17 protein-coding genes are annotated in these 18611 nt (G+C 41.3%); 7 read left to right on the top strand and 10 right to left on the bottom strand.

The window, feature by feature from the left end; all coding sequences use genetic code 11:
* The first annotated feature begins 104 nt into the window (after window positions 1–104).
* On the top strand, window positions 105–545 hold the full coding sequence (locus NST13_RS08780; protein ID WP_342468505.1) for a universal stress protein: 441 nt from the start codon (window positions 105–107) through the stop codon (window positions 543–545).
* A 44-nt stretch (window positions 546–589) separates the two neighbouring features.
* Here the strand turns inward: NST13_RS08780 and NST13_RS08785 are convergent, their stop codons facing one another.
* Window positions 590–1612 (bottom strand): pirin family protein, encoded by a 1023-nt coding sequence (locus tag NST13_RS08785; protein WP_342468504.1) that lies wholly within the window; start codon window positions 1610–1612, stop codon window positions 590–592.
* 395 nt (window positions 1613–2007) lie between these two features.
* Complete coding sequence (locus NST13_RS08790) at window positions 2008–2595, bottom strand: hypothetical protein (protein WP_342580420.1); 588 nt, start codon at window positions 2593–2595, stop codon at window positions 2008–2010.
* Window positions 2596–2822: 227 nt separating this feature from the next.
* Between NST13_RS08790 and NST13_RS08795 the strand changes: the two genes are divergently transcribed.
* A complete protein-coding gene (locus NST13_RS08795; RefSeq protein ID WP_342580421.1) occupies window positions 2823–3392 on the top strand; it encodes a YitT family protein in 570 nt (189 codons plus the stop codon).
* A 101-nt stretch (window positions 3393–3493) separates the two neighbouring features.
* Here NST13_RS08795 and NST13_RS08800 read toward each other — a convergent pair whose 3' ends face one another.
* Window positions 3494–4387 carry a DMT family transporter gene (locus NST13_RS08800; RefSeq protein WP_342580422.1) on the bottom strand — a complete coding sequence of 298 codons (894 nt, stop codon included), beginning with the start codon at window positions 4385–4387 and terminating at the stop codon, window positions 3494–3496.
* Between the two features lie 172 nt (window positions 4388–4559).
* On the opposite strand from NST13_RS08800, the gene NST13_RS08805 reads away from it, so the two are divergent.
* Entirely contained in the window at window positions 4560–5624 is a 1065-nt protein-coding gene (locus NST13_RS08805) for a diguanylate cyclase (RefSeq protein ID WP_342580423.1), read from the top strand.
* Between the two features lie 192 nt (window positions 5625–5816).
* A complete protein-coding gene (locus NST13_RS08810) occupies window positions 5817–6314 on the top strand; it encodes a L,D-transpeptidase family protein (RefSeq protein ID WP_342468498.1) in 498 nt (165 codons plus the stop codon).
* Window positions 6315–6439: 125 nt separating this feature from the next.
* Here the strand turns inward: NST13_RS08810 and NST13_RS08815 are convergent, their stop codons facing one another.
* Window positions 6440–7567, bottom strand: coding sequence for a TIGR04053 family radical SAM/SPASM domain-containing protein (locus NST13_RS08815; RefSeq protein WP_342580424.1), 1128 nt, complete (start codon window positions 7565–7567; stop codon window positions 6440–6442).
* Between the two features lie 146 nt (window positions 7568–7713).
* Window positions 7714–8382: a hypothetical protein gene (locus tag NST13_RS08820; RefSeq protein ID WP_342580425.1), complete on the bottom strand. Its 669-nt coding sequence runs from the start codon at window positions 8380–8382 to the stop codon at window positions 7714–7716.
* Between the two features lie 236 nt (window positions 8383–8618).
* Between NST13_RS08820 and NST13_RS08825 the strand changes: the two genes are divergently transcribed.
* The 3 genes from NST13_RS08825 (at window position 8619) to NST13_RS08835 (ending at window position 12271) form a co-directional block, all read left to right on the top strand.
* The gene (locus tag NST13_RS08825) at window positions 8619–8852 is read left to right on the top strand and encodes a glutaredoxin family protein (RefSeq protein ID WP_342468495.1); all 234 of its coding nucleotides are present in this window, start codon (window positions 8619–8621) and stop codon (window positions 8850–8852) included.
* A gap of 117 nt (window positions 8853–8969) precedes the next feature.
* On the top strand, window positions 8970–10640 hold the full coding sequence (locus NST13_RS08830) for a ribonuclease J (RefSeq protein WP_342471243.1): 1671 nt from the start codon (window positions 8970–8972) through the stop codon (window positions 10638–10640).
* Window positions 10641–10657: 17 nt separating this feature from the next.
* A complete protein-coding gene (locus NST13_RS08835; RefSeq protein WP_342468494.1) occupies window positions 10658–12271 on the top strand; it encodes a catalase in 1614 nt (537 codons plus the stop codon).
* A gap of 68 nt (window positions 12272–12339) precedes the next feature.
* Here the strand turns inward: NST13_RS08835 and NST13_RS08840 are convergent, their stop codons facing one another.
* The 5 genes from NST13_RS08840 to NST13_RS08860 all read right to left on the bottom strand — a co-directional run bounded on the left by NST13_RS08840 (window position 12340) and on the right by NST13_RS08860 (window position 18547).
* Window positions 12340–13026 (bottom strand): hypothetical protein, encoded by a 687-nt coding sequence (locus NST13_RS08840; RefSeq protein WP_342580426.1) that lies wholly within the window; start codon window positions 13024–13026, stop codon window positions 12340–12342.
* A 209-nt stretch (window positions 13027–13235) separates the two neighbouring features.
* Window positions 13236–14663 carry a SpoVR family protein gene (locus NST13_RS08845; RefSeq protein WP_342468492.1) on the bottom strand — a complete coding sequence of 476 codons (1428 nt, stop codon included), beginning with the start codon at window positions 14661–14663 and terminating at the stop codon, window positions 13236–13238.
* Window positions 14656–15816 (bottom strand): sporulation protein YhbH, encoded by a 1161-nt coding sequence (gene yhbH, locus NST13_RS08850; protein ID WP_342580427.1) that lies wholly within the window; start codon window positions 15814–15816, stop codon window positions 14656–14658. Before yhbH ends, NST13_RS08845 begins: the two co-directional genes overlap by 8 nt.
* A gap of 168 nt (window positions 15817–15984) precedes the next feature.
* The gene (locus NST13_RS08855; RefSeq protein ID WP_342581832.1) at window positions 15985–17880 is read right to left on the bottom strand and encodes a PrkA family serine protein kinase; all 1896 of its coding nucleotides are present in this window, start codon (window positions 17878–17880) and stop codon (window positions 15985–15987) included.
* 190 nt (window positions 17881–18070) lie between these two features.
* On the bottom strand, window positions 18071–18547 hold the full coding sequence (locus NST13_RS08860) for a flavin reductase family protein (RefSeq protein ID WP_342580428.1): 477 nt from the start codon (window positions 18545–18547) through the stop codon (window positions 18071–18073).
* Between the last annotated feature and the right edge of the window lie 64 nt (window positions 18548–18611).

Genomic DNA, 18611 nt, shown 5'->3' on the forward strand with positions numbered 1-18611 from the left:
ATATTATCGATTTATAAACATAAACGGATGATTCTTCCACAATATTGCAAAATTTTTGTATGCGCTTTCATGATATAATATTTCCAACAAAAGGAGTGATTGGCATGATCGCGAATTATAAAAACATTTTAGTCGCTATGGATGGTTCAAAAGAGTCTGAGGCGGCTCTTCATGAAGGAATTAGGATTGCGAAAGAAAATCAGGCTTCTTTAAAATTGGTGACGATTATTGATACAACCCGTGTAGCAAGGGCAAAAAAATATAAAGAAATTTTGACGCGAAATCTTGAAGAAATAAATAAACGGATGGACCAATACCGCAAAGAGGCAACATCCCAAAACATAGAAGATGTTGAAGTGATCATTGAAAAAGGTTCCCCGAAAAAACTGATTCCAATCGATGTCGCCGAAAGAGTGAATGCGGATTTAATCATCTGCGGTGCAACGGGATTGACTCCTGCTGAACAAATCTTTTTGGGATCTGTCACACAGCATATCGTCACTTCCGCAAAATGTGATGTGCTTGTCGTACGAAATGTGGAATAAGGGTTTCAAGCAAGGAAAGTTTCCTTGCTTGAAACCCTTAATTTTTATTCTCCCGGCTTTTCGATGATCCCATCCGGATATTTGGCAAATCTGCCCGCATCTCTATGATTCACGGGATCCGGTCTATCCCATTTCCAACCGCCAAATTTTGTTTTATTATATTCGGCAAAAGTCGCATAAATTTCTTCCTTTTTATTCATCACAAAAGGACCGAATTGAGCAACGGGCTCATTGATCGGCTCACCTTCCAATACAAGGATGGAACTGTATTGATCTCCGTTTTGGATAACAATCTCTTCGTCCCCTGCCAGTTTGCAGCGATAATTCGCTTGTATCGCCGCACCATCAATTTGTATTGTTCCCCCTTCATAATAATACAAATTCCTATTGATGGTACCCGATACTTTCGGAAGAGTCATGATGGCTCCCGGCTCCATATGTATCAAATAAATCCCCACATGATGGTTATTATTTTTCGCCCAAGAAGCCATGTTCGGTTCCAAAGCCGTGATTCCATACATTTCCCCGGCAATCACTTTCACTGTTGTTTTGTTTCCATCGAAATCATTTTCAATAACCGGGATATCTTCTCTCCAAAACATTCGGTATTCCGGTTCCGCTTTTTTTCCTTTTTGATCCAAGTTTAACCAAATTTGAAACAATTCAAGTGGATTTGTCTGTTCCTTATTGACAAGCGGAAACATTTCAGAATGCTGGCATCCTTTCCCCGCAGTCAACCATTGGACATCGCCGCTTGCATATCGGCAAACAGACCCCCTGGAATCGAAGTGATCAACTACCCCTTGCAGAACGATTGTGACTGTTTCATACCCTTTGTGAGGATGAACGGGAAATCCGGGAATCGCCTTTCCATGGTACATACGAAAGCCATCCTTTAATTTAAAATCTTCCCCCAGGTCCCGTCCTTCCAGCAGTTCCGCGTCTACTCCCTGCTCTTCGTTGCCCGGCGGATACATGTCTTTGTGATATGCAGTCAAAATAAAAGGGCTTTCTGTAGTCCATTGCGTTCCCAATTTTTGCAACCCGATAATTTTTCTGTTTTGCATGAATGTCACCTCACACCTCGTCTGTTCTAATTCCATACTAGCAAATTTTGACTTTGATAAAAAATTAAAAATCGTACAAAATAATGAAATGAGGCTGGGACATAACTAATAAAGTGAACGAGCTGCAAAAAGAATTTTTGTAAAAAATTGATTGGAGTGACGGGGCGAGTGCTCCTGTCGCGCACGCTTAGTCGCAAAGCAAAAGCTTTCCTGCGGGAACAGCCCGAGTCTCGAGACCCCGCAGGAGCGAAGGATTGAGCTCCGAGGAGGCTCGAGCCGGGCCCGCGGAAAGCGTCCCCGGAACGGAAATCAATTTTCTTCAATTATCAAAAAAACACCATTTTCTCCCGGGAGAAAATGGTGTTTTTTATCTTTTGTCCCAGCCTCTTTTCCTATTAAGAATTCGGCTGATTCTTTCTGAACCGTTGTTGCGGTTGGAATCCGCTTTCTTCGGCAATTTCTTCTTTCACTTGTTGGATGTTTGTTCCAGCTGGTGTTTTGGCAGGAGCCGGGCTTGGCTGTGGTTTATTTGGACTTGCAAAACCGCTCTCTTGGGCGATTTCTTCCCTCACTTGTTGGATGTCCGTTCCTGCGGGTGTTTTACCTGGAGCAGGGCTTGGTTGAGGTTTATTTGGATTTGCAAAACCGCTCTCTTGGGCGATTTCTTCCCTCACTTGCTGGATGTCCGTTCCTGCGGGTGTTTTACCTGGAGCAGGGCTTGGCTGTGGTTTATTTGGATTTGCAAAACCGCTCTCTTGGGCGATTTCTTCCCTCACTTGCTGGATGTCCGTTCCTGCAGGTGTTTTACCAGGTTGGCTTGGTTGTGAGAAGCTTTGATTCCCAAAGCCGCCTTCCTGAGCAATTTCTTCCCTCACTTTTTGGGGATTCGTTCCGAATGTTGAACTGCTGCCTTGAGCATTTTGACGTTTCACTTCTTCAATATTTGTTCCTGTTTGCGTAAATTGTTTATTGTTATTTGCCATCTTTGCACCTCCATAAGTGTTATGCCTTTATCATGCTAAATTTAATGTGAATTATTCATCATGGTTGCCGCTCATTTTCTTCCAATCATGAAAGCAGGCATTCCCGCAATTATTTCCTTATAAGAAACGGGCGAATAATCCCTTTCGAATCGGTGCAAAACAATTAAGCATTTTCTTTATTGTCCTTTCATACAATAGTGCATGTCCTGCTAGATGGAGGAATGTTCATGTACTATGTACAGAAGGGACTGGCCATCCTTCTTGGAAGCATTTTGTTATCCATCGGAATCAATCTTTTCTTGGCACCGAATGAAATATTGGACGGGGGCATAATTGGCCTCTCCCTTATTTTGCATTACCTTTTCCACCTCAAAATCGGACTGATGGTCATTGTATTGAGCATGCCAATTTTCATTTTGGCGTGGTTCAAATATAGACATTATTTTTATAACAGTGTCCACGGTTTATTAGTCTCTTCTGTGATCATCGATATTTTTATGCCTCTTCGTTCCCTGTTGCACATTAACTCCTTCATCGCGGCAATTATCGGTGGGGTATTTGTAGGATTTGGAATCGGGATGATGCTGAGATTTGATACAAGCACCGGAGGAACCGATTTATTGGCCCAATTTATCAGCGACAAAACGAAAATCAATGTGGGCATCATTATTTTACTGATTGATTCCATTATTGTTTTAATCGGTGGAATTTTACTCTCCGCCAGCACATTGCTATTATCGATTATTGCGATTACGGTTGTCGGCATTACAACAAGTGCTGTAACCGGAAAACATTGACTTCTTTCCTTTGTTTTATTTTTTATACGGGAACAATCCAAAAAAAATCCCGGAGAACTCTCCAGGATTTTGCCAAAAGACCGTTTTTCCACCGAGATTCATCATTTTATTTCTTTAATATCTTCCAAACTTTTTCCTTTGAAAAAGTCCGGCTTTGTTTCCGCCAAAATAATGGCAGTTAAAATCAAGGCGGCTCCAATGATCATTCTTCCCGTCAACACTTCGCTTAATATGATGACGGAGAAAACCATTCCCCATAAGGCCTCTGTCGATAAGATGATCGCTGTTTTTGTTTCGCTCGTAAATTTTTGGGCCATTGTTTGGAAACAGTATGCAAGCGTTGTGGAGAAAATCCCCAAATACAAAGTGGAAAGTACCCCTTTCCATTCAAGGCTGAAATCGACTTCCCCCTTTGCCAGCACAAATAGCCACGCAAAAAGGGCAGCAGCTCCCATTTGAACAATTGTCAGCAATATCGGATCTTCATCTTTCACATATTTGGCTGTGTAATAAATTTGATAAGCGAAACCAAATGCACACCCTAATGTCAGAAGATCCCCCACATTGATGTCGGCAACGGACAATTGCAACGAAAGGAAGCCGATGCCGATAATCGCCAAAAATGCTCCCGACAACTCAAATTTATCGACTTTCCTTTTGTCCATAAAAAAAGCGATAAATGGAACTATGACTACATTGATGGCTGTAATAAAAGCATTTTTTGATGGAGTTGTATATTGCAAGCCGACCGTTTGCAGCAGAAACGCCAAATATAAAAGAAACCCCAAAATGAAGCCTCTCTTGATTGTCGATTTCTTAATATGTTTCAATCGATTATAAAATATGATACTCAAAATCAATACTCCAACAGAAAAACGGATAGCCAATATTTGATAGGGAGTAAAGTAATCCAAAGAAATCGCACTGAATGCAAATCCGCTCCCCCAAATAATGGCTGTTGTAAACAACATGATTTCCCCTATATATTTGCTCATAATTGCCTCCATGCAAAGTTTCACCCATACTATAATTTTATATTTTAACATGAAATTTCTTCTATTTTCTAAAACTTTATTCTTACAATTATCATAAATATGATAAAATTATTGACAGTTTATATTTTTCTTGATCGTTCGGAAAGCAATAGTTAGAAAGGGTGCAAACCTTTTGTTACAATCAATCCTTTCAAACATAGCGGTCATTTTGCTGATGCATTTAACGATGACTTTTATATTGGACAACCAGAAAAAAATCCCCCATCCATTAAGAATCGCCATTACAATTGCGCTGAGTTCCGGCTGTGCAATATCGCTTTTCTATTTGCCGATCCATTTACATGAAGGATATTTTGTCGATATGCGGTTCATTCCTCTCGTTTTCTTGGCGTATTTGCAAGGATGGATTGCAATTCCGGCGTTGTTGATCGCATCCGCTTGGAGATTTTTTATGGGTGGAAACGGGATGGTTCCGGGGATTATCTTCGGAATGGTGCTGCCAACAATTATAGCTCTTGCCTTCCATCCCCGTTCCCAATTGAAAAAGCATTATATCGAAAAAATTTTAATTATCCTTTTATGCTGGTTTGTTTGTGATTTTCCTATCATTTTTCTTGTTCCAAACGGCTTTGAAATTTTCAAGGAGACCGCACTGACCCGCGTTACCTCATTTGTTGCAACATCAGCCATTCTTTATATGTTCATCATGCAAGATCGACAAAGGAAATTTTTAAATAGCCAGTTGGAAAAAATGGCTGATGAAGACCCGCTGACAAAACTCGTAAATAAGAGAAAATTTTATGAAGTGGTCGAAGAGAAAACCGTTTCATTAAAACCTTGCCATTATATTGCCATGCTCGATATTGATTTTTTTAAAAAAGTGAACGATACATATGGTCATCTATTCGGTGACAAAATTTTAGCGGAAGTGGCGAATATATTAAAAAAATATGAATCCCATCATTTGGTTGCCGGACGATTTGGGGGAGAAGAATTCATCATTTATTTAGGGGAAACGGATTTGGATTCAGCCAAAAGCATATTGGAAAAAATACGCGAAGAAATCAAACATACTTCCTTCGTATATAGTAATGACACAAAGGTCAACTTGACCGTTTCCATCGGGCTGGCTGAATTAAAGGATGAAATCGACATATTGGAAGCGGTATATTATGCGGATCAAAACTTATATAAAGCGAAAAGCAGCGGACGGGATTGCCTGGTCAGTCCAGTTTGAGATATGTGGATTGCAAAAGTCTAAACGGTCCGGACCGGTTCGTTTTTTGACTTCAGGGAAACATAAGAAATTTGAAGTTCTCGCAACACTTACATAAAACTTCATCCAGCCTTATCAAAATACCGATTATCCGCACCGATTACAATTGCCCGGAATAATATGTATTTAGTGAATAAGGCTGGAGGTGCGCTGATGATTCATTATGTGAAACCAGGGGAAACCCTTGCACAAATTGCAAGGGATTATCGGGTGGAATACCTTATTTTATTGGAAAACAATCCTCAAATTACAAACCCGGATTTGTTATATGTCGGTCAACCGATCAATATTCCCGGATTGCCCGATCCAAGTACAATTCCATATGAAATCGATGTATCCATCAATAACCGCACTTTATCCTTATACAACAACGGAGTTTTAGTAAAAACCTACCCAATCGCTGTGGGGCGGATGCTATTCGAAACGCCTACCGGAAACTTTGTCATTGTCAACAGAGCCCCTAACCCGGGAGGTCCATTTGGCACGATGTGGCTCACTCTTTCAAAAGAAACCTATGGCATCCATGGCACGGATGATCCCAGTTCCATCGGCTATGCCGTTTCGAAAGGCTGCATCCGCATGCGGAATGAAGATGTGGAAGAATTGGCAAGCATCGTGCCCAATGGAACAGCAGTATACATCCATTATTAATGTTTTGGGGGCGTCTCATCATCCGATGTCCCCTTTGTTTTCACCCCATTCAATACATATAACTAAAAGGATGCCATATGCGAAAAAGATATTCCCTTCACCGCCTATGGCATCTATTTGATATCCTATTCCACTTTGGCTTTCTTGCGCATTGCTTTTGGAATATATACACAATACAGCTCGCTTTCCATATAATCTCCCGTCACACTGTACGCTCTTGAACGGGAACCCCCGCATACTTTATTGAATTCGCACACTCCGCATTTTCCTTTGTACAAATCCGGATTTCTTAGATTCTTAAAAATCTCTGATTCCCGATAGATTTCTGCCAATGGAGTTTTGCGTACATTTCCTGCCTTAATTGGCAAGAGCCCGCTTGGATAGACATCTCCTATATGGGAAATGAACAAAAAGCCGTTCCCGTCATTGACGCCTTGCGGAGCCCTTCCCAAGCCGTCAAATTGGCCAGTTTTCCCCTTCATTAATGCATCCTCATAATCAATATGGTCAAGGTCGACCATTCCTTGGCGTTCCCGGAATTTTTGCTGGATGACGACGCGGCGGTAATGCTGGGCAGCCGTTGTTTTAATGTCAAAAGGCACTCTCTTCGACAAATCATAAAGCCATCGGAACACCTTCTCATGTTCTACAGGGGAAATCATATCCGATTCTTTCCCTCTGCCGGTTGGAACAAGGAAAAAAACGCTCCATAAAACACAATTCAAATCCTCCACCAATTTTGCCATTTCATCCAAATAATCAACATTGTAGCGGGAGATGACCGTATTGATCTGCAAAGGCAAATCCAACTCATGTATAAATGAAATCGCTTTCATTGTCAGATTAAATGAACCGCTTGTCCCCCGGAAATGGTCATGCACTTCCGCACAATGCCCATCCAAACTGAACGCCCATCTTGCAAGCCCAATTTCTTTCGCCTTCTGAATGGCTTCTTTTGTCACATTCGGAGTCGCCGATGGAGTCATCGATACCCTCATCCCTTTTGAGATTGCGTATTCCGCCAAATCAAATACATCTTCCCTCTCAAGGGGATCCCCTCCTGTGAAGACAAGCATCGGATTATCCATTTCATAAATCTGATCAATCAATGCTTTTCCTTCTTCAAAATCGAGTTCCAAAGGATGTCGGTGGTGCTGGGCTTCCGCGCGGCAATGCAAACAATGCAGCTGACAAGCCCTCGTCAACTCCCAAATGACAATAAAGGGATTTTGATTATAATCTCGATTAAACATTCCAATCACACTCTCTAAAAGTAATATTTTATATACATCTTTAAAACAATTGTAACCGATGGAATACATAAAAGTTGTGAATAAAAAATAACAATTTCCATAAAAAAACGACCCTTACTGAACCTTTCAGGATCGTTCCCAACAAACTAATTGTGAGCCCAGCTGTTTACCGCAATCTTGTCCCTTTCCCGGTTGTCCCGTTTAATGATGACGCTGATTTTTTGATGCCATTTTTTGCACTCCCGCCATATTTCCTCATATTCATCAGAGTCTTTTTCAATGCCGCGTTTGTCCTCGAAGAATGTGAATTCAATCAGGGGTTTTGAAAGATCATCTACAATGATTTTTAAACTTAATTTCTTGATGGTATCCTCTTCTTTAAAATCCTCTTCATTATAGATTTCAACATCATCTTGAAGAATTGACCATCCATGAATGCCCCCTTTCGAGATGAGGCAGCATATACTGTCGTTTACCGCAATGGCGCATTCGTAGATTTCATCGAATGAATAGCTCTTCTTTTTGAAATTCGATTCAACATCTTCCCTTTGCAGATAGTAAAAGGTTTCTGCGGTCTCGTCCAATAATATGGCCGATAAACAATCTTCCGAAACCGCTCTTCTGTTATGGGGAATTCTTTCCAGTTTCTGAATCGTATCCTGTTCGATTTTCTCTTGGCGGATTTTCGCCTCTTTGCGCATTTCATAAATCCACCAGAGAAAAATGGCCAATGCGACAAGGAAAAATATCTTGTTTCCCGAGCCCATCCATAAAAACAAATAGACTATTTCCAACACGCAAATAATGAGAGTCATTCCATCATCACCTCTAGTAAAATCATTCGTCAAAACTCCAATCTTTCTATTATTTATTAACCATACTATTCGTGAAAAAGAGATTTATGATTATTCGGTTCAATTTTGTCGTTTTATACCCTTGTAGGTAAAAATGAATAATACGAAATAAAATACTTATAAATGGACATTTAATTCGAAATTAAATAATATACATATAGGGGTATTTATAAAATTTGAAAAAGGGGGAAAATTTTTTGAAGAGCGTAACAGTGTATACAACGAGCAGTTGTCCTTATTGCGTCATGGTGAAAAACTTTTTGCTGCAACAAAACATCCCTTTCAAAGAAATTAATGTGGAAGAGAGTCCTCAACTCATGTTTGATCTGGTTAACAAAACCGGACAAATGGGCGTTCCTCAAATCGAAATTGACGGCCAATGGATTGTCGGATTCAATCCAAGCGCCATCATGCGTGCATTATCAAATTAGCCGTTCAGCCTGCCTCCCAAAGGTATTTGGGAAGCAGGCCCTTTTTGTTTTCCACTGTATATGAAACAAAAGAAAAACCAATACTGATAAAAGGAAATTTGATGGATTGAGGGGATGATTTTGTCATCTAAAGATATGCTTTCAATTTTTGCACTCGGTGGAATCAACGAGATTGGGAAAAATATGTATGTGATTGAATACGGCGATGATTTAGTGATAGTGGACTGTGGAGGAAAGTTTGCCGATCGGTCTTTTTTGGGTGTCGATTTAATCATTCCGGATTTTACTTATCTTTTGGAAAACCAACATAAAATACGGGGAATAATCGTCACCCACGGTCACGAAGATCATATTGGAGGGATACCGTATTTTCTGAAAAAAATCAATGTGCCCGTGTATGCGACCCGATTTACATTGGGACTAATCGAATTAAAGCTGAAAGAGCATAAAATTTTCCGCGAATCCACATTGATTGAAATTCATTCAGACTCCGAATTGAATTTCGGCCAAATTCAAGTGACGTTCTTTAAAGTGAGCCACAGCATACCGGATTGCTTAGGCATCGTCTTCCATACGCCTGAGGGAAAAGTGGTTCACACAGGCGACTTCAAATTTGACCTCACTCCTGTAAACCAGCAATTTTCAGAGATCCATAAAATGGCGAAGACCGGAGACGACGGTGTGCTGCTTCTCATCTCGGAAAGCACCAATGCGGAGCGGCCCGGGTCGACACCTTCCGAAAGAGAAGTGGGAAAACAAATCGAAGAATCCTTCTTCAATGCAACAGGTAAAATTATTATTTCGACCTTTGCATCCAATGTTAATCGTATACAACAGATCGTTGAAGCAACCATCAAGACGGACCGTAAGCTAGCCTTGCTCGGCAGAAGCATGGTGAATGTCGTCAGCGTCGCCAAAAAATACGGGTATGTCGACATTCCTGATTGGCTGCTGATTGATGCAAAGGATGTAAAACAATGGCCGTCCGAAAAAGTCGTTGTTCTTTGTACAGGCAGTCAGGGTGAACCTCTCGCCGCTCTTTCAAGACTTTCTACAAACAGCAATCGGGATGTTCGAATCGACCCGGGAGATACGGTCATTTTTGCGGCGTCCCCCATCCCTGGCAACGAAAGAGATGTCACAAAAATTGTGGACAACTTATTCAAACTTGGCGCCAATGTCATTTACGGTGCTGCCAGCAAAACAGGAATGCATGTTTCCGGTCATGGCTATCAAGAAGACTTGAAACTGATGCTCACATTAATGAAGCCAAAATACTTTATACCGATTCACGGGGAATACCGCATGATGCATTTGCATGCCAAATTGGCGGAAGATGTCGGGGTAGATCCAAAAAATATTTTCATTCTGAACAACGGCGATGTGGTGGATATTCAGTATCAAGATGCACGGCAAACTAGAAAAATTCCGGCTGGAGATGCCTATGTAGATGGATTTGGTGAAGAAGGAATTGAAGATATCGTCTTAAGAGACCGAAAACAGTTGTCAGAAGAAGGAATGCTCGTCATTGTCATTACCATCGACAAGTCTGACGGCAGTCTGGTATCAGAACCGGACTCCATTTCCAGAGGCTTTGTCTATGCAAAAGAGTCGGAGGAATTAATCCGCCATATCAATCAAATGGCAAGAAAAGCGATTGAACCTTTCAAAGAGAAAGATCCGAATCTTTTTGCCATGAAAAAAGCCGTCAAAAAAGAAGTGGGACAATTTTTATATGAAAAGACGAAGAAAAAACCGATGATTTTGCCAATTATTGTGCCAATTTAATAATGGAGTTGAACATCATGACAAACAACGATGAGAAACACCTGACCAATATTGAAAAAGATGATACATTAACGAACCGTCAGGGCCACCCGGTGACGGACAATCAAAACATCCGGACAGTCGGTAACCGTGGTCCGGCATTACTGGAAAACTACGATTTCATTGAAAAGATCAGCCATTTTGACCGGGAAAAAATTCCGGAGCGCATCGTTCATGCACGGGGTGCCGGAGCCCACGGTTACTTTGAAGCTTACGGCACCGTCGGAAACGAGCCCGCTTCAAAGTATACAAGAGCGAAATTGTTCCAGGAAAAAGGAAAAAGAACGCCTGTATTCGTCCGTTTCTCAACGGTTGTGCACGGACTCCACTCCCCGGAGACCGTTCGGGACCCAAGAGGTTTTGCGGTGAAGTTTTATACGGAAGATGGAAACTGGGATCTGGTCGGTAACAATTTAAAAATCTTCTTCATCCGGGATCCGATGAAATTTCCGGATATGATTCACGCATTCCGTCCGGATCCTGTCACAAATATTCAAGACGCCAAAAGATTCTTTGACTTTTGCGCGAATTCCCCGGAATCATTTCATATGGTGACCCTTATTTATTCCCCATGGGGAATTCCTGCAAACTACCGCATGATGCAGGGATCCGGAGTAAATACCTACAAATGGGTGAACAGTGAAGGAAAAGCGGTTCTTGTCAAATATCATTGGGAACCAAAACAGGGAATCAGGAATTTGACGACGAAGGAAGCCCAGGAAATACAGGGGAAAAACTTTAACCACGCCACCCAGGATTTATATGAAGCCATCGAAAGAGGCGATTATCCGGAGTGGGAATTGTTCGTTCAAATAATGGAGGACGGTCCTCATCCAGAGCTGGACTTTGACCCGTTGGATTGCACGAAACTTTGGCCGAAAGATCAGTTCCCATGGCTTCCTGTTGGACGAATGGTGTTGAACAAAAATCCTGAAAACTATTTTCTTGAAGTGGAACAAGCCGCCTTTGGAACAGGCGTACTTGTGGATGGGCTTGATTTCTCCGATGACAAAATGCTGCAAGGAAGAACCTTCGCCTATTCCGATACGCAGCGCTATCGCCTTGGGGCCAACTACCTGCAACTCCCGATCAACGCTCCAAAAAAACGGGTGGCCACAAACCATGAAGGCGGTATAATGCGGTACCACAACGATAAAGGGCCAAATCAAAACCCGCACGTCAACTATGAGCCTTCCAGCATGGGCGGCTTGAAAGAAGCGGAACAAGTCGGAACAGAACATACTCCATGGATCGAAGGGGAACTTTTACGGGAACCGATCGACCGGAGAAATGATTTTAAACAAGCGGGAGAAACTTACCGCAATTTCGAACAATGGGAAAAAGACGAGCTGATCAATAACCTTGTCAACGACTTGTCCATTTGCCCAAAAGATATACAAGAAAAGATGATTTCTTATGCGGAAGCGGCCGATGAAGAATACGGAAGACGCTTACGGGAAGGATTGGAAGCAAAAAATAAAGAGAAAAACCGTGAAGAAATTGCGGAAGAGTTCCATCCGCTTGGCGCTCACAATGCGAAAAAGGCTGTGGAAGAAGCCGTTCAGAAAGGGCGGGAAACGCAATCTTATTAATATTGCCGAATGTCAAAAAAGCGTGTAGAGTCTGACTTTCTACACGCTTGTTTCATCTTTATCAAAGATTAAAGATAACCTTGTTTCTCCCATCTTTTTAATTGGATGTAACCATACAAGGAAATAAAAAATGCGCTCACTGTATCCACAATCAAATCCATCATCGTATCACTCAAAGCTTCTCTTCCAATGAGCACCGTAAAATCCGATGCGATAAATTTTTGCATATTGGTTGATAAAAGCCCATCTGCCAAAAACTCATAAATTTCCCACAATGTCCCCATTGTGACCGCAAAACAAAAAGCAAAAAAAGAAACGAAAAACGGGGTTAATTGAATATGTGTATGTTTTGACTCATTCAAAAATCTCACCAAAATGAATCCCAGGGCTCCCAGCATCACTCCGCTGAATGCATGCAGTATCGTATCCCAATAAGGAACCAAATAATAAAAGTTTCTCACTTCCCCCAAATAGATGGCACAAAAGAGAAAAGTGTAAAAGATGACTTCGATTGAGTCGGGAATATCGATCGAAATTTTCCGTTCAATGAAAGTCGGAATCATCATAATCAATAATCCCGAAATGCATTGCAAAAGCATCAAAACATAATCGGTCTTGACTTTCGCATGCTCCTCCATCGCTTTCAATTCCGCTGGTGCCATGATCATCCGGGAAATGATAAAGATAACCGAAAGCAATAATGAAACAAACAAAATAGCCCAAGTGATTTTTTTCCAATTTAATTTTCTTAACATAATTGTTTTTCTCTCCTAGGTGCATAACACAAAATTCAAAATACTAGTTCCATTGTGCTATACTTTTATATTAGCAAAATTTTAGAAGAGTTACCTAACGTTAAGTGCGATGTTGATGCTATTTCTTCGTAAACATAATAAATTCATAGCAATAAAAAAATAAAAGCCCATGAATTTTTTCATGAGCTTCAACAAAACCCATCATGGATTCATAGAGTCTTTCTTGAATTCCGTTTCCCATCATAAGAATAAAGGACAGGTTTTCCTTCAACCACCGTTTCCATATGGACAGGGCGTCCCCAGAGACGATAAATATAAGGCAATACATTTTCCAAATAATACGAATCCAGTTCCATTCCTTCATAGTAATGTTTCAAATACAATTCTCCGTTTCTTAAATAATCCCCGTCTTCAACAACGATGTATGGAAATCCTCCGTTCACCCTCATCGAAACAAGTTGGTCCCGGATTTTTTCAAAGTCTTTGTTCGTAATTTGATACGTATTGCCTTTTTTCTCGAACAAATATAGATCCTCTTGTTCCACCAGTTCCTTTGTCAAATAGTTGCGGATGAAGGAAATATCCGATTCGATCTCCCGCACTTCAAAGATTTTTTCCCTGCCTGATCCCGGTTTGACCCCCATTTTTTTCATTTCTTCCGTCGGGTTGTCGTAACGCCGTTCAATATCCTCAAAAATTTTTAATCCTAAATAATAAGGGTTGATGGAGGTTCTCGATGGTTGGAGCACCCCGGCATTGAGCTTCGCATATTCAATCGTTTCAGCCGTATCCAGATCAAGCTCCCGCATGATCCGTTGATGCCAATAGGATGCCCATCCTTCATTCATGATTTTTGTTTCAAGTTGCGGCCAGAAATACAACATTTCTTCCCGCATCATGGTCATGATGTCCCGCTGCCACTCTTCCAACTCCCGGCTGTATTGTTCTATGAACAGCAGCAAATCCTTCTCCGGTTTTGGAGGAAATTTTTTCTTTTTTTGCTTCTTCGGCTGTTCCTTTTTTTCCTCCAACCGTTCATCCAGCTTCCATAAATCGTCGTAAGGTGTTGGCAGTATGATGTTTTCTTCTTCACCCTCTTCTTCCTCTTCGTACAATAACTGCGGTCTTATTAAAGAAGGATCGATATGTTCCTGAATGGACAAAACCGCATCCAAAAATTGTTCCACTTCATATTTGCCATATTGCCGTTCATAGCTTGCGATGCGTTCAGCCGTGGCCGTCATGCTTTCCACCATGTCCCTTCTCGTATTGGAAAAACGGACATTATTTTTAAAGAAATCGCAATGGGCCAATACATGGGCAACTATCAGTTTGTTTTGCGTGAGGGTGTTGGATTCCAGCAAAAAGGCGTAACATGGATCCGAATTGATGACAAGTTCGTATATTTGGCTAAGGCCCAAATCATAATGCAATTTCATTTTGTAAAATTGCTTTCCGAAGCTCCAGTGGGAAAACCTCGTCGGCATCCCGTAGGCTCCGATTGTATAAATGATATCCGCAGGGCAGATTTCATATCGCATTGGGTAAAAATCCAACCCGAATCCGATCGCGATTTCCGTAATTTCATCGATTGCTTTTTGAAGTTCTTTATCCACTTCATTCACCCCTTTAAGCATTCGCTTCCTGTTTGCGGAACATGCTTTTTAACGCTTCGTAGACATCGCTTTTCTGCCGGATCACATAATGGCGGAATTTCGGGTTATCGATTTTTTTATACGTGTTCATTAATGTGGAATAACGGTTCAGAGCGTTCACTTCCCCATATCCGAACATTTGGGAAACTTTCATCAGTTCACCGACAAGCTTCAAACATTTTTCATTGTCGCTGGACATGTTTTCACCGTCTGAAAAGTGAACTGGATATATATTGTAACGGTTTGGGCTATACTTCCGTTTAATAAGCTCGAGCGCTTTCAAATAGGCGGACGAACAAATCGTTCCTCCACTTTCCCCTTTTGTGAAAAATTCTTCTTCCGTTACGACCTTCGCTTCCGTACTGTGGGCAATAAACTCAATTTCCACTTTTTTGTATTTCGTCCGCAAAAAGCGGGTCATCCAAAAGAAAAATGACCGGGCGCAATATTTCTCAAAATTGCCCATACTTCCACTTGTATCCATCATCGCTAATACAACCGCATTGGATTCCGGTTTCACTACCTCATTCCAGGTTTTAAAACGCAAATCTTCCTCGGTGATCGGCGTAATTTGCGCCTTTCCTCTCAGCGCATTTCGCTTAATGGCTGAAAGGATGGTGCGTTTTTTGTCTATATTCCCCATTAACCCTTTTTTGCGGATATCGTTGAATTCAATTTTTTCTGTTATGATATTGGACAGTTCCTTTTGTTCCAGATTCGGCAATTCCAATTCGCTGAATAAAATGTTTTGCACTTCTTCCAGACTGACTTCCGCTTCATAATAGTCTCTGCCAGGCAGATTTCCCGCCTCTTTTCCTTTCCCTGGACCTTGGGCTCCGCCTTGGGAATCCCGCGCGACAATATCGCCGATTTTGCTGTCTCCTTGCCCCTGCCCAACATGTTTGGATTTTCCGTAATTGTATCGAATTTTATATTCATCGAGAGAACGGATCGGAATTTTAATGACATCACGGCCGTTTGACATAATGATGCTTTCTTCACTGATTAAATCAGGCAAATTATTTTTTATGGCTTCCCTGACTTTTTCCATATGCCGTTGCTGGTCTTGATATCCCTTGCGATGTAAAGACCAATTTTCCCTTGAAACGATATAGTCCCTATTATTCTTTTTCATTTGATCATCACCCATCTTTCATGATTTTCCCGTATTCTCTTGGAAAATCACTTTTTTTATCATATGCGCGTGATTTATGGAATTACCACAACATTTTTCTATTAAAAAAAGTGCTAAGAACAAATCTTAGCACATACAGTGTTTGATGGTTCAGAAACGGTATTCGGTTTATCTGTTCAACAAACTGCCGACATAACGCAACAATTCATTCGCTGAAGTGGAATTATAACCATATTCATCAATCAATCTGGCAATCACTTCGTTAATCTTTTTCAACTGTGCTTCATCCGGCGTTTTTGTGGAAGTTGTGATTTTGACTACATCTTTCAAATCCGCAAACAGTTTCTTTTGGATCGCTTCCCGCAGTCTCTCGTGGGAATTGTAATCGAATTTCTTCCCTTTCCGGGCATAAGCGGAAAGGCGGATGAGAATTTCTTCCCTGAATGCCTTTTTCGCATTTTCGGAGATGCCGATTTGTTCTTCGATGGAACGCATCAATTTTTCATCCGGCGGCAATTCTTCGCCAGTCAGCGGATCTTTGATTTTTTGTTTGTTGCAATAAGCTTCCACATTGTCCAAATAGTTGTTTAAAAGCGTTTTGGCAGATTCTTCATAGGAATATACGAAGGCTTTTTGCACTTCATTTTTCGCGATTTCATCATATTCCCGTCTTGCGATGGCAATGTAGTTCAAATATTTTTCCCGCTCTTCCGGCGAGATGGATGGATGTTGATCTAGTCCATCTTTTAATGACCTTAAAACGTCCAACGCATTGATGGATGGCACTTCTTTGCGGATAATGGCCGATGAAATGCGGTTGATGACATAGCGTGGATCGATGCCCTTCATTCCTTCATTCGGATATTCTTTTTTCAATTCCTCCACATCCGCTGAATTATATCCTTCCACCGTTTCACCGTCGTAAAGCCGCATTTTTTTCACAATGTCTATGCCTTGTTTTTTCGGCACTTCCAGTCTTGTCAATACTGAGAAGATGGCGGCGACTCTTAATGCGTGCGGGGCTATATGCACATGGGCCATATCGCTTTCCTTGATCATTTTTTCATAAATTTTCACTTCTTCGCTCACTTTTAAATTGTATGGTACAGGCATTACGATAATTCTTGAGTGAAGCGCTTCGTTCTTTTTATTGGCAATGAAGGAACGGTATTCGGTTTCGTTCGTATGGGCCACGATAAGCTCATCGGCTGAAATTAACGCGAACCGGCCCGCTTTGAAGTTTCCTTCCTGAGTCAAAGACAATAAGTGCCATAAAAATTTCTCATCAAGTTTTAACATTTCCTGGAATTCCATCAACCCGCGGTTTGCTTTATTCAATTCGCCGTCAAAACGGTAGGCTCGCGGATCGGATTCCGAACCGTATTCCGCAATCGTCGAGAAATCGATGCTGCCTGTCAAATCTGCGATGTCTTGGGATTTTGGATCGGATGGGGTGAATGTCCCAATTCCGACGCGTTTATCTTCCGAGAAGAAAATGCGCTCCACGATGACATCTTCAATACGGCCGCCATATTCCTGTTCCAAACGCAATTGATTCAATGGCGATAAACTGCCTTCAATGCGGATGCCGTATTCTTTGTAGAAATCCTCCCGGAGATGATGGGGGATTAAATGCAATGGATCTTCATGCATCGGGCATCCTTTGATGGCATAGACCGCTCCTTCATCGGTGCGGGTATATTTCTCCAATCCCCGCTTTAACAAAGTGACAATGGTTGATTTCCCACCGCTGACCGGCCCCATGAGAAGCAAAATCCGTTTCCGTACATCCAGTCTTTTTGCTGCGGGATGGAAATATTCTTCCACCAGCCGTTCAATCGTTGACTCCAATCCGAAGATTTCATTGCTGAAAAATTTATATATCTTTTGTCCATTTTTTTCCTCTATCCCTGCGCTTTTAATCATATTGTAAACGCGAGCATGTGCGGATTGTGCAACTTCTGGCCGTTTTTTTACAATTTCCAAATACTCGGCAAAGGTACCTTCCCACTTCAGCTTTTCCTCTTCTTCTCTATGTTCTCTGATTTTCTTTAAGATATCGATAGCGCCTTCCCTCCATTCAGGGCTTTTAATTTATAACATAGTATGTTTACGTTTTGTTTCTGATACCAAAGAATTTTAATTTGCGAGTCTATGAGATAGAAAAAAGCTCCCCTAAGCATGATTGCTTTAGGAAAGCTTTTCAAAACTCCCAATACCATATTATGTTGGGACATTGTTTTTATGAAAAATTTTATCCGCCATAATAGAAGCCGGTTTCTTTCATTGTAAGCGGATCGCCTTCGCGATGGACGCCGGCATTGATCACTTCTCCAACGTAAATGTAATGGTCTCCTTTTTCAACCTTGTCCACCACTTTGCATTCGAAGAAACTCAATGCATCTTTAAAAATCGGGCAGCCTGTTTCTTCCGTGTAGAATTCATAGCCAGCCAATGTATTGCCTTCCGGTTGCAATGATTTAAAGAAAGCAGTGACCATATCTTTTTGTCCGCTTTCCAAAATATTGACGCTGAATACGCCGCTTTCTGCGATCTGTTTTTGGGAGCGGGTGCCCTCTTTTACAGCAATCGCTACAAGAGGCGGCTCAAAAGAAGTTTGTGTTAAAAAGTTTCCTGCAAAGCCGTTTACCCCTTCATTATCTTTTGTACCAATAATATACAACCCGTATGTGATACCTCTAAGTGCTGTTCTTTTCGCCTTCGGATCCATTCCAATCCCTCCTAGTATTCTTTTAAAATGATTCTAGTTTTATTATACAAACAACCGTGTATAT

Origin of the sequence: Ureibacillus sp. FSL W7-1570, assembly GCF_038593265.1 — a bacterium.
Lineage (GTDB): Bacteria > Bacillota > Bacilli > Bacillales_A > Planococcaceae > Ureibacillus > Ureibacillus suwonensis.